Here is a 10,826-nt window from a genome sequence, read left to right as displayed (position 1 = left end):
GTTGCGGCTGGTGCCATGGAAGGCGCCGACGCCAGAGGCCTATCGCGCGCTGTTCCGGCGCGTGGGGGAGCCGTGGCTCTGGTTCTCCCGCCTGGTGATGGACGACGCCGCGCTGAGCGCGATCATTCACGATCCCGCGGTCGAGGTCTATGCCGTCACCGATCCCCGGGGCGTGGAGGTGGGGCTGCTGGAACTCGACTTCCGTTCATTGCCCGATTGTGAGCTGGCCTTTTTCGGACTGATCCCGGAACTGACCGGCAAGGGTCTGGGCCGATGGCTGATGGCGCAGGCCAAGGCGCTGGCCTGGCGCAGGGAAGTCACGCGCTTCTGGGTGCATAGCTGCACGCTCGACAGCCCCGCGGCGCTGGGATTTTACCGCAAGGCGGGCTTCGTGCCCTACAGGCGTGAAGTGGAAATCTTCGCCGATCCGCGACTTGCGGGGCTTTTGTCGCCCGACGCCGCGCCGCATGTGCCGGTGCTGGGTCAGCTGCCCTCCGCCTGACGATAGAGCCGCGCCAGCATCACCAGCATATAGACCTGCACCACCGTCGACACGACAGCGGCAGCCACGCCGCCGATCAGCCGCCCGCCCGTCGGACCGCCGATCAACGTCCCGATCAGGCCGAACACCGCCTGCGCCGCGCCGCCGACAATGGCGGACAACAGCGTCAGCGCCACGATAAAGCCGAACAACCGCCAGAAATGCCCCCTGGTCAGCGCCCAGCCATGGCGCAGCGACGCCATGACGCCCGCCGTCCCGTCGATCACCACGGGATTGAGCAACAGCAGCCGCACGCTCGCGAAGATGGTGACGGCCACCACTCCCGCGCCGAGCAGCAGCGCCAGCGTCGCGCCGAGAGGCTTGGCGATGAGCGACAGGATCGTCACCGCCAGGGTGGCGGCGATCACCGCGCCGGCCAGGAAACCGGCGACCACCAGCGCCACGCCCAGCAGCACCGGAAGCCGCGCAAAGCTCAGCCGCAGCGCCTCTCCCACGCTGATGCCCGGGCGCAGGGCGAGCGCCAACAGGGTCAACGATCCGAACCCGATGATGATCATCGCCAGCATCATCGCCAGCCAGAAGCTGCCCGGCACCTGCGGCATGGTGGTTTCCGACAGGTTCCATTTGGCGAGTTCCGGCGGCGTCATCTCCTGCAGGATGAGGCCCGGCAGGGCGACGAACAGCAGGGCGACGGGAAACAGCAGGCTGCTTTCGCGCGCGACGAAGGCGACCGCCTCCTCCCACGCCTTGCCAATGGACATTGTCGCCATATCTCTACGCCCTGTTCTCTACCCGATGCTCTGAAAATCGCGGAGGAGACTTGATCGCTCGCTCTGCCCAAGTCAAGGAAGCGCCATGTCCTCGCCATCCCCAGCCCAAGCCCCTGCCGCCCCCAGCGTGGAATGGCGCGTGGAAAGCGCGCCCGTCGACTACCCCCGGGCGCTGGCCGAGATGGAGGGCCGGGCCGCCGCGATCTTCGAGGGGCAGGCCGCAGAGCGGGTCTGGCTGCTCGAACATCCGCCGCTTTACACGGCCGGAACCAGCGCCGATCCGGCCGAACTGCTCGACCCGCGCTTTCCGGTGCACGATGCGGGGCGCGGCGGACGCTATACCTATCATGGGCCGGGCCAGCGCATAAGCTATCTCAACATCGACCTGCGCAATCGGGGCAAGGACGTGCGCAATTTCGTCCATCACCTGGAGGGATGGATGATCGATGCGCTAGCCGATTTCGGCATAGCGGCCCGGCGCGCGGAGGGAAGGATCGGCATCTGGACCGACGATGCCCAGGGGCGGGAGGCGAAGATCGGCGCCCTCGGCATCCGGGTGCGGCGCTGGATCACGCTTCATGGCTTTTCGATCAATGTCGATCCCGACCTGTCCCATTTCGGAGGCATCGTGCCGTGCGGCCTGGCCGAATATCCTGTGACGAGCATGGCCGCGCTGGGCGTGAAGGCATCGATGACCGAGCTGGACTCGGCGCTTGCCCGACATTTCCCGGCCTTTCTCGGCCGCCTGCGCCGGTGCCCGGCGGCAGATGGAGCGGGGGTTGAGCAATGCGGGACGGGCCGCTAGGGTCGCGGCTTTCGCCAGGTGGGGGGCTGCCGGGCATGCTGCAACGCTTTAGGAGACCCGGATGCGTCCTGACGTCAAGACGACAATGGCAATATTGGTTTCGGCCGGCTGCATGGCGCTGGCCGGATGCGGCAGCAAGAAGGAAAGCGGCACCGCCGTCCCGATGAACAATCTGGAAGTGGTCGACGGCACCGCCACCGACGCCATGACCGATCTGGACGGGGTGCAGAGCGAGGGCGTGGCCGTCGCGCTTCCCGCCAACCGCAGCGACAATGCGACCGCTCCGGCGGCGGCGAAGAATGAGAGCGAGGGCAAGCCCGCGGCCGATACCGAAGTGCTGTCGGATCAATAGGCTGGCGTCCGCGTTCAGGCATGATACAGACGGGCGGGAGATAGTTCGCAGCGCTCGTTACAAAGAGGGATTTCAATGACATTGCGTTATGTGGGCCGTTCCATTGGGCACCGATCCCTTGGACGCCGGGTCGTGCTGGGGCTGGCCATGACGGCGGCGGCGCTGATGGCGCAGCCGGCCGCCGCGCAATTCTTCTGGTCGCCGCCCGATTTCTCGACCCCGCCCCTGACCGACGCCGAAGCCACGACCGCGCTGGGCCTGCCGGGCGCGACCGCGGCGGAGGTCAAGGCCGGGCTGGTGTGGAACCTGCGCGCGGCGTTGAACGTCGCGGCCCTGCAATGCCAGTTTGAGCCGACCCTGCTGTCGATCAGCAATTACAACGCCATGATCGCCCATCATGACGCCGAACTGGACGCCGCGCAGACGACGCTGCTCGGCTATTTCCAGCGGACGGTCGGCAAGGGCAAGCCCGGCCAGATGGCATCGGACCAATATGGCACGCGCATCTATTCCGGCTATTCGACGGTGCAGGCGCAACGCGGCTTCTGCCAGGCGGCGGCGCTGGTCGGACGGCAGGCGATCTTTGCCCAGCGGGGCACGCTGAACGATGTGGCGCGCAACGGACTGGGGTCGATCAAGAAGTCGCTGGTCCTGGCGGGCGAGCAATTTTACGGCGATCCGGGACGCAGCTATTCGCTGACCCTGCCGTCCTTCGACCCCAAATGCTGGAAGAAGGGCAAGATGCTGCCCGCGTGCCAGTTCGCATGGAATCAGAAGATCGGCGTCCAGCCTTAGGCAACGGCGCCAATCCACGACATTCCTCCTCCCGCAAGCGGAAGGAGGCAAGGGGGTGGGCCGGCGCGACGTCAGCGACAGTTTTCAGCGACCAGAGCGGTTTTCATCGCTCCAGGATGGAAGCTTCCCCTGAGGCAGGCCACGGCCCTCAGCGCAATCCCAGATATTTGTGCGACTGGAGGCTGAGCCGCCAGCGGGGCCGCCCCATCACCAGATCCACCGCCGCCCGCGCGTTTTCCGCTGCCTTCGGATCGTCCAGCGGCTGCACCAGCCAATGATCGAAGGCCCAGCGCTCCATATCCTCGACATCCGCCAGGCTGTGCCCCCGCCCCGGCTGCGGCCAGACCAGCTTCAGCTCATTGCCGCTGCGCTGGACCACCTCGCTGCCCGCCTTGGGGCTGATGCAGACCCAGTCCAGCCCCGGATGCGCGGGTAAGGTGCCGTTGCTCTCGATCGCAATGGCAAAGCCGCGCGCATGGAGCGCATCGACCAGCGCATCGTCCACCTGGAGCATCGGTTCCCCGCCGGTCAGCACGATATACCGCCCCTCCCGCCCCTCGCCCCAAAAGGCGAGCGCGGCCTCGGCCAGACCGTCCGCATCCGCGAACCTGCCCCCGCCATCGCCGTCGGTGCCGACGAAATCGGTGTCGCAAAAGCGGCAGACGGCGCTTGCCCTGTCCTGCTCCCGCCCGGTCCAGAGGTTGCAACCGGCAAAGCGCAGGAAGACCGCCCGGCGACCGGCATGGACGCCCTCGCCCTGAAGGGTCAGGAACATTTCCTTGACGGCGTAGCTCATGGCGTCAGGGCTTCACCGCATAGTCGGTGGGATCGGGCAGGCCGGCCTCCACGAAACCCTTGGACCGCAGGCGGCAACTGTCGCACAGGCCGCAATGCCTGCCGTCCGGCGTCGGATCGTAGCAGGACCAGCTCAGCCCTGTATCCAGCCCCAGCCGATAGGCTTCGCGCACGATGTCCGCCTTGCTCATATGCTGGAGCGGGGCATTGATCCGGACCGGATTCCCCTCCACCCCTGCCTTGGTGGCGAGCGCGGCCATCTTCTGAAAGGCGTCGATGAACTCCGGCCGGCAATCGGGATAGCCCGAATAATCGAGCGCATTGACGCCGATGAACACGTCGTTCGCGCCCGCCACCTCGGCCAGGCCCAGGGTCAGCGACAGGAATATGGTGTTGCGCGCGGGCACATAGGTGACGGGAATGCCGGTCCCGACGCCGCCCTTGGGCACGGCAATGTCCGCGGTGAGCGCAGACCCGCCAAAGGCCGTCAGGTCCAGCGGCAGCACGATATGCGAGATCGCGTTCAGCGCCGACGCGACTCGACCCGCCGCCTGCAATTCCAGCCGGTGGCGCTGATTATAGTCGATCGACAGGGCGAACAGGCGATAACCGGCCTCGCGCGCCAGCCCGCCCGCCACCATGGAGTCGAGCCCGCCCGACAGCAGGACGACAGCGAATTTTCCATTATGGGCAACCATGAGCGCCGCGCTACGCCTCCCGACGCGTCAGCGCAAGCCGGTCGCGCCTAATGGCAGGCGCCGAGCCAGCGGCCCTCCAGCGCGAAGGCGAAGGGCGCGCCGTCGGCAATGCCCTGCGACTGGATCTGCACCAGCCGGGACGTTTCGACGCGCAGGTCCGTCCGCCCATTGCCCGCCGCGCCGCATTCATAGGTGACGACCAGCCGATTGGCGACATCGCTGACGGTGAAGCTCTTGCAGGCATGGCCAGCGTGGCGGCTTTGCAGAAGCTGGCTGAGGCTGGAGACGCAGAGCTTGCGCGCGGCGCCATCCTCGCCCCGCCCGCGCAATTCCCATTCACCCGTCTCCAGTCCCTTGGGCAGGCGTGACGCGGGCGCCGCCGCCTGCACGGCAGAAACCGCCATCATCATCGCCGCCGCGCCAAGGGCGCGCCGCTTTGCCACCATTCCGATCCCCCTGTCGATCGTTACTGATCCAGATCAGCCTTGCGCGTCAATTGCGGCAATTTGATAGCAAGAAGGAGCGCGCCCGCTCATTCCTCCGCGAAGCTGGCGAGCGCGACCGGGAAAAGACGCGAGCAGAAGGCGCAATCCACGCCGATAATGCCCTGATCATCCGCCATGTCCGCCCGCTCCGCCGCCGGAAAGCGGCCGATGACGCTGCGGATATGATCGAGGTCGCAACGGCACCCCTTGCTGAGCGCCGTGGGATCGGTGACGCGCACCTCCTCCTCTTCGTGGAACAGCCGCCAGACGATGTCGGACAGCGGCAGCGCGTTGTCGGTCAGTTCCGCGTCCTTGAGCGTATGGGCCAGCGCCTGGACATGCTCCCATTCCGGATGATCGTGGCGGACATGCAGCCGTTCCCGCCCGACTTCCCCCTCGGGCAGGTGCTGGAGCAGCAGGCCGGCGGCAAGGCACCCCTCCCCCGCGTCGTGGCGCGTGGCGATCTGGATGATGCTGGGGATCTGTTCGGACTGGAAGAAATAATGTTCCGCCGCATCGGCAAGCGATTCGCCGTCCAGCGGGACGATGCCCTGATAGCGCTCGCCGGTCACCGCCTGGTCGAAGGTGATGGCGAGATAGCCCTTGCCGAACAGGCCGAACAGCGTCGGATCGGGGCCCAGTTCGGCCAGCCGGTCGGCATCGAACTTGGCATAGCCGCGCACCTCGCCGCCCTTATAGTCCGCCACCAGCAGGCTGACGACGCCATTTTCGGTCTGCGCCTGAAGCGTGAGCTGCCCGCCCGCATCCTTGAGCGTCGAGCCGAGCAACGCCGCCAGCACCAATGCGGAGGCGAGCAGCCGCTCGATCTGGGGCGGATAGGCATGGGCGGCAAGGACATCGTCGAGCACCGGCCCCAGCCGCACGATCCGCCCGCGCGCGTGGCGGGAGGGGATGGTGAAGCCAAGGGCCTGGTCAAGGGTAGCGGAAGAGGTCAAGTCAGGCTCCGTGCGGCGCGCCGGGGCGCGCCGATCATGCAAAGGCGCTTAGATAGGTTGCGATGCCCGGGCATGCAAATGGACTTGGGTTTGGGCTTGATCGGTGGGATGCGGACGGTCTGATCGCGCTCCGCTCCTTGGGACAGGTCGTGCTCCTGCGCCGGCAGGGAACCCGGTTCAGGCGATGCGATAATCTGCGGAGGGCGGGACCGGGCTCCTGGCCGCGCAGGAGCCCCAAACTCAACCAAGCCGGCCCAACGCCCAGAGCAGCACCGACTTCTGCGCATGGATACGGTTTTCCGCCTCATCCCAGATCACCGATTGCGGCCCGTCTATCACCGCTTCCACCACTTCCTCGCCGCGATGGGCGGGCAGGCAATGGAGGAACTTCGCCGCGGGCTTCGCCAGCGCCATCAGTTCCGGCGTCACCTGATAGGGCATCATCGCCTTGAGCTTCTCCTCGGCATGGGCCTGGCCCATGGAGATCCAGGTGTCGGTGACGACGATGTCCGCGCCGGCCACCGCCGCCTGCGGATCGCGAGTGCGCAGGATGGTGGCGCCACGGGCCTGCGCCTCCGCTTCGAAGGACGGGTCGGGGTCATAGCCCTCCGGCACGGCGATGCGCACGCCGAACTTCATCAGGCCCGCCGCCTCGACGATGGAATGGAGGACGTTGTTGCCGTCGCCCAGCCATGCCCATTGGCTGCCGGGCAATGCCACGCCATGCTCCACCACGGTCAGCAGGTCGGCGACGATCTGGCAGGGGTGCGACAGGTCGGTCAGGCCATTGATCACCGGAACGCTGGCGTAATGCGCCATTTCCTGGATCTTCGCATGATCGTCGGTGCGAATCATGATGGCGTCGGCCATGCGGCTCAGCACGCGGGCGGTGTCCGCAATCGTCTCGCCCCGGCCAAGCTGGCTGGTCGCGCCGTCCAGGATCAGCGATGTGCCGCCCAACTGATGGATCGCCATGTCGAACGACACGCGGGTGCGGGTCGAATTCTTCTCGAAGATCATCGCCAGCGTGTGACCGGCGAGCGGCGCATCCGCATCCGCTTTGCCCTTGGGCCAAGCTTTGCGCGCGGCCTTCCGGTCGATGGCGTCGGCAATCATGGCGGCGATCGCATCGCCGCCGGCGTCACTCAGATTCAGGAAATGATTGGTCATGAGGAACCCCCTCAACCCGTTCGGGCGAACGGAGATTAATTCAGGCCGCAGCCTCCGCAAAGCTCCGCGCCCCGGCGGAAAGCCGTTCGACGCATTCCGCGACATGGCTTTCCTCGATCACGAGCGGCGGCAGGATGCGCACGACATTCTGCCCCGCCGACACGGTCAGCAGGCCGTGATTGTCGCGCAGATGCGCCACGAACTCGCGGGCGTCATAGTCGCTCTTCAGCTTCACGCCCAGCATCAGGCCCAGCCCACGCACATCCTCGAACATGTCGTGATTGGGGATAAGCTGCTCCAACGCCGAACGCAGGCGCGCGCCGATGCCCTTCACATGGTCGAGGAAACCCTCGCCCAGCACTTCGTCCAGCACGGTCAGCCCGACGGCCATGGCCAGCGGATTGCCGCCATAGGTCGACCCATGGGTGCCGAACACCATGCCCTTGGCCGCTTCCTCGGTCGCGAGGCAGGCGCCCAGCGGGAAGCCAGCGCCGATGCCCTTGGCCACCGCCATGATGTCGGGGGTCAGGCCATATTGCTCATGGGCGAAGAAGGTGCCGGTGCGGGCATAGCCGCACTGCACCTCGTCCAGGATCAGCAGCAGGCCCTGGTCGTCGCACAGCTTGCGCAGGCCGCTCAGAAACTCCTGCGTCGCCGGCGTCACGCCGCCTTCGCCCTGCACCGTTTCCACCAGGAAACCGGCGGTGTTCTCATCGACGGCGGCCGTCGCGGCCTCCAGATCGTTGAACGGCACCACGGTGAAGCCGGGCAGCAGCGGTTCGAAACCGTCGCGCATCTTGGGCTGGCTGGTAGCGGAGATCGTCCCCAGCGTCCGCCCATGGAAGGCGTTGTCGAAGCTGATGATCTTGTGCCGGTGCGCCTCGCCATTGGCATAGTGGTAACGGCGCGCGGTCTTGATCGCGCATTCCACCGCTTCCGCGCCCGAATTGGTGAAGAACACCGTATCGGCAAAGGTCGTGTCGACCAGACGCTGCGCGAATTTCTCGCCCAGCGGCATGCCGTAGAGGTTCGACGTGTGCATCAGCGTCGCGGCCTGATCCGCGATCGCCTTGACCAGCTTCGGATGGCCATGGCCCAGCAGGTTGACCGCGATGCCGCTGGCGAAATCCAGATAGCGTTCGCCGCGTTCCCCGATCAGATAGCAGCCCTCGCCTCGGACCGGGCGTACATCGCACCGGGGGTAAACGGGCATGAGCGGCGTAATCGACATGGTCCTTCCCTTTCTGGGCTGATGCAAACAAAGTCCGAAACGCAAAAAGGCGGCCCCCGCCGGGCCGCCCTTTGCGAGCGCTGCCTATACAAGCGCGCCTTTGAAGGCGCAACCCCGTGCAACATGCCGTCATCCGGCGAAGGCCGGGATGACGGACGCCTTCAGCCGATCTGGTTCCACGCCTCCGCGATCTCGCCGATCATCAGGCGGGCCTGCTCCACCGGCGCGGCATCATGCTCCTTGGCGCTGACGAGCAGCAGGCGCCGCGCTTCGCGGTAGATCTGGGCGAGGCCAGTGGCGATGTCTCCGCCCTTGTCGAAATCGAGGCTCGATTCCAGCGCGAAGAGGATCGACATGGCGCGGGCCTGCTTGTCGGAAACCTTGAGCCGGTCGCCATTGCGTTCCGCCAGCGCGGCGGCATCCAGCGCCAGCAGCAGCTCGTCGAACAGCACCTTGACCAGCGCGTGGGGCGTCGCACCCTCGATCCGGCTGCCCGAATGGACCGCCGCATAGCGCCGCGCCGCCGCCGTGCCGCCGAACCCGCCATGATTGTAGAACATGATATTCCGACCCTTTCGGTATTAATTGTCGTTTTTGGTCCAGAGGGCGACCTGCTGCTGGAGATAGCTTTGCGTCGCCTTCAACGCCGACAGACGCGTTTCCATGGCCGAATAGACCTTGGTGAGCTGTTCCTGATAGTTGGTCATCTGGGTATCGAGCTTGTCGAGCTGATCCGTCAGATCCTTCGCCAGCTTCTCATATTTGTCCTGCGTGGTGGCGAGCGGTCCGCCATCCTTCTTGATATTGTCGCGCACGCTGTCCATCAGGCCGGCAAGGCCGATATTCGTGGCGGTCTTGACCGACGGGTTCAGCAATTGCGTGATCGCCTTCGGATCGGCCGCGATCGCCTTGTCCAGCGCCTTGGTATCGAGCGACAGCGTACCGTCGCGATTGGTGCTGACGCCCAGGTCGTTCAGCGTCTTGTAGGCGCCGGTGCTGCTGAGCTGGGCCGACACCATCTGCGAAAGCTGCCGCTTCATGTCGCGGATCGAGGATTCTCCGTTCAGCACGCCCGCATTGGACGAGTCCGTGCCGGTGGAGGTGGCGGTGTTCAGCGCCTTCATCAGCGTGTTGTAGGCGTCGACGAATTCGACCATCAGGTCGCGCATCGACGTGGTCGGCTCGGTCGTCGCGAGCGTGACGCTGGTCCCAGGCGCCGCCTTGTTGAGGTCGATGCGCAGATAGGGGATCGCGCCGTCGATGGTGTTGCCGGCATAATGCTGCTCCACGCCGTCGAGCAGGATCACCGCGTCCGCCGGGTCGGCGGCGCTGGCCATGGTGCTGCCGGCCGGGACGCTGGCCTTGGTCCAGGCGAACTGGTCCAGGGACGCGCCGCTGGCATCGGGGGTGGAGGAAGAAACCGTCAGCGAGATGTCGTTGGACGCACCGGTCGGCCCCTTCATCATCAGGCGGGTGCCCTGCGAATCGGTTATGACGGAGGCGGTGACGCCGGTACCGGACGCATTGATGGCGGCGGCAAGGCCGGCATAGCTGTTGTTGGCCGAGGTGATGGTGACGGGAACCGCGGCGCCGGAACCGACCTTCAGCATCAGCGTGCCCGTGCCCACGGTCGCCGCCGCGCCGCTTGCCGCATCGGTGTTCGCGTTGACCGCCGACACCAGCGTCCGGCTGGTCGCCAGGTTACGCACTTCGATCTGCGCGGGAAGGCCAGTCGGCGTGCCGCCGGGCAGCGAGCTGACCGAAGCGATGCTGGGGTCGTTGGAAGCCGGCGCGCCCGAATAGCCGGTGCCCGCGAGCAGGCTGTTCAGCGCATCGGCAAAGGTGTCGAGCGAACTGGAGGCCGACGCCAGGGCGGAAATCCGCGCGGTGTTCAGCGTCTGCCGACTGGTGATGGCCGTCTGGCGCGGTTCCTTGGTGGCGCTGACCAGGCTGGAGACGAGCGACGCGGTGTCGATGCCCGATCCCGCGCCTAGCGCCGTCAAGATGCTGCTGCTCACCGAAGTCATTGGCCGTCCTTTCAAGAGAGAGAACGGCCCTAGCGCGAAGACCTTTAGGAATGATTTTCAGGGGGCAGGCAGGAGCCCACCTCACCGACGCAACATCCAGGCGCGTGGACGAATTTCGAAATGTCTTGGATTGGCCAATCCAAGACATTCCCCTCCCGCAAGCGGGAGGGGTTAGGGGTGGGCGCGAGCGCAGCGAGCTTCCAGCTTAGCCGTTGCAAAACAGCGCAGATGCCGCGCCAG

13 protein-coding genes are annotated in these 10,826 nt (G+C 66.2%); 4 read left to right on the top strand and 9 right to left on the bottom strand.

Annotated elements, in window-relative coordinates; translation table 11 throughout:
* Positions 1-502, top strand: a 502-nt coding sequence (locus K7W03_RS25245; RefSeq protein WP_222887638.1) for a GNAT family N-acetyltransferase, incomplete at its 5' end; no start/stop codon positions are given.
* Here K7W03_RS25245 and K7W03_RS25240 read toward each other — a convergent pair.
* Complete coding sequence (locus K7W03_RS25240; protein ID WP_222887636.1) at positions 484-1,272, bottom strand: hypothetical protein; 789 nt, start codon at positions 1,270-1,272, stop codon at positions 484-486. The genes K7W03_RS25245 and K7W03_RS25240 overlap by 19 nt on opposite strands.
* An 85-nt stretch (positions 1,273-1,357) precedes the next feature.
* Here K7W03_RS25240 and lipB point away from each other — a divergent pair, with 85 nt between their 5' ends.
* From lipB to K7W03_RS25225, 3 genes are all read left to right on the top strand, one after another.
* Positions 1,358-2,077 carry a lipoyl(octanoyl) transferase LipB gene (gene lipB / locus K7W03_RS25235; protein ID WP_222887634.1) on the top strand — a complete coding sequence of 240 codons (720 nt, stop codon included), beginning with the start codon at positions 1,358-1,360 and terminating at the stop codon, positions 2,075-2,077.
* 61 nt (positions 2,078-2,138) lie between these two features.
* Positions 2,139-2,429 carry a hypothetical protein gene (locus K7W03_RS25230; RefSeq protein WP_222887632.1) on the top strand — a complete coding sequence of 97 codons (291 nt, stop codon included), beginning with the start codon at positions 2,139-2,141 and terminating at the stop codon, positions 2,427-2,429.
* Between the two features lie 75 nt (positions 2,430-2,504).
* The gene (locus K7W03_RS25225) at positions 2,505-3,224 is read left to right on the top strand and encodes a hypothetical protein (protein WP_222887629.1); all 720 of its coding nucleotides are present in this window, start codon (positions 2,505-2,507) and stop codon (positions 3,222-3,224) included.
* Between the two features lie 148 nt (positions 3,225-3,372).
* On the opposite strand, the gene queE is transcribed toward K7W03_RS25225, so the two are convergent.
* The 8 genes from queE to fliD all read right to left on the bottom strand — a co-directional run bounded on the left by queE (position 3,373) and on the right by fliD (position 10,586).
* Positions 3,373-4,020: a 7-carboxy-7-deazaguanine synthase gene (queE, locus tag K7W03_RS25220; RefSeq protein ID WP_025548539.1), complete on the bottom strand. Its 648-nt coding sequence runs from the start codon at positions 4,018-4,020 to the stop codon at positions 3,373-3,375.
* A 4-nt stretch (positions 4,021-4,024) separates the two neighbouring features.
* Positions 4,025-4,717, bottom strand: a complete 693-nt coding sequence (queC, locus tag K7W03_RS25215) for a 7-cyano-7-deazaguanine synthase QueC (RefSeq protein ID WP_025548540.1) — start codon at positions 4,715-4,717, stop codon at positions 4,025-4,027.
* Positions 4,718-4,764: 47 nt separating this feature from the next.
* Positions 4,765-5,163, bottom strand: a complete 399-nt coding sequence (locus K7W03_RS25210; protein ID WP_082166205.1) for a DUF3617 domain-containing protein — start codon at positions 5,161-5,163, stop codon at positions 4,765-4,767.
* Between the two features lie 86 nt (positions 5,164-5,249).
* Entirely contained in the window at positions 5,250-6,158 is a 909-nt protein-coding gene (locus tag K7W03_RS25205) for an Hsp33 family molecular chaperone HslO (RefSeq protein ID WP_025548542.1), read from the bottom strand.
* A gap of 240 nt (positions 6,159-6,398) precedes the next feature.
* Positions 6,399-7,328 (bottom strand): ornithine carbamoyltransferase, encoded by a 930-nt coding sequence (gene argF / locus K7W03_RS25200; RefSeq protein ID WP_222887627.1) that lies wholly within the window; start codon positions 7,326-7,328, stop codon positions 6,399-6,401.
* A 40-nt stretch (positions 7,329-7,368) separates the two neighbouring features.
* On the bottom strand, positions 7,369-8,559 hold the full coding sequence (locus tag K7W03_RS25195; RefSeq protein WP_222887625.1) for an aspartate aminotransferase family protein: 1,191 nt from the start codon (positions 8,557-8,559) through the stop codon (positions 7,369-7,371).
* A gap of 161 nt (positions 8,560-8,720) precedes the next feature.
* Complete coding sequence (fliS, locus tag K7W03_RS25190; protein WP_025548545.1) at positions 8,721-9,119, bottom strand: flagellar export chaperone FliS; 399 nt, start codon at positions 9,117-9,119, stop codon at positions 8,721-8,723.
* Between the two features lie 21 nt (positions 9,120-9,140).
* Positions 9,141-10,586, bottom strand: coding sequence for a flagellar filament capping protein FliD (gene fliD / locus K7W03_RS25185; RefSeq protein ID WP_222887623.1), 1,446 nt, complete (start codon positions 10,584-10,586; stop codon positions 9,141-9,143).
* Positions 10,587-10,826: the final 240 nt, after the last annotated feature.

This window comes from Sphingobium sp. PNB (assembly GCF_019873065.1).
Taxonomy (GTDB): Bacteria; Pseudomonadota; Alphaproteobacteria; order Sphingomonadales; family Sphingomonadaceae; genus Sphingobium; species Sphingobium fuliginis.
Note: the sequence above shows the minus strand (reverse complement) of the source record. Positions and strands in the feature narration are given on the sequence as shown.

Coding starts and splice junctions, on each gene's coding strand:
- K7W03_RS25240 (WP_222887636.1), bottom strand. CDS start 1,272: ATGGCGACAATGTCCATTGGCAAGGCGTGGGAGGAGGCGGTCGCCTTC.
- lipB (WP_222887634.1), top strand. CDS start 1,358: ATGTCCTCGCCATCCCCAGCCCAAGCCCCTGCCGCCCCCAGCGTGGAA.
- K7W03_RS25230 (WP_222887632.1), top strand. CDS start 2,139: ATGCGTCCTGACGTCAAGACGACAATGGCAATATTGGTTTCGGCCGGC.
- K7W03_RS25225 (WP_222887629.1), top strand. CDS start 2,505: ATGACATTGCGTTATGTGGGCCGTTCCATTGGGCACCGATCCCTTGGA.
- queE (WP_025548539.1), bottom strand. CDS start 4,020: ATGAGCTACGCCGTCAAGGAAATGTTCCTGACCCTTCAGGGCGAGGGC.
- queC (WP_025548540.1), bottom strand. CDS start 4,717: ATGGTTGCCCATAATGGAAAATTCGCTGTCGTCCTGCTGTCGGGCGGG.
- K7W03_RS25210 (WP_082166205.1), bottom strand. CDS start 5,163: ATGGTGGCAAAGCGGCGCGCCCTTGGCGCGGCGGCGATGATGATGGCG.
- argF (WP_222887627.1), bottom strand. CDS start 7,328: ATGACCAATCATTTCCTGAATCTGAGTGACGCCGGCGGCGATGCGATC.
- K7W03_RS25195 (WP_222887625.1), bottom strand. CDS start 8,559: ATGTCGATTACGCCGCTCATGCCCGTTTACCCCCGGTGCGATGTACGC.
- fliS (WP_025548545.1), bottom strand. CDS start 9,119: ATGTTCTACAATCATGGCGGGTTCGGCGGCACGGCGGCGGCGCGGCGC.
- fliD (WP_222887623.1), bottom strand. CDS start 10,586: ATGACTTCGGTGAGCAGCAGCATCTTGACGGCGCTAGGCGCGGGATCG.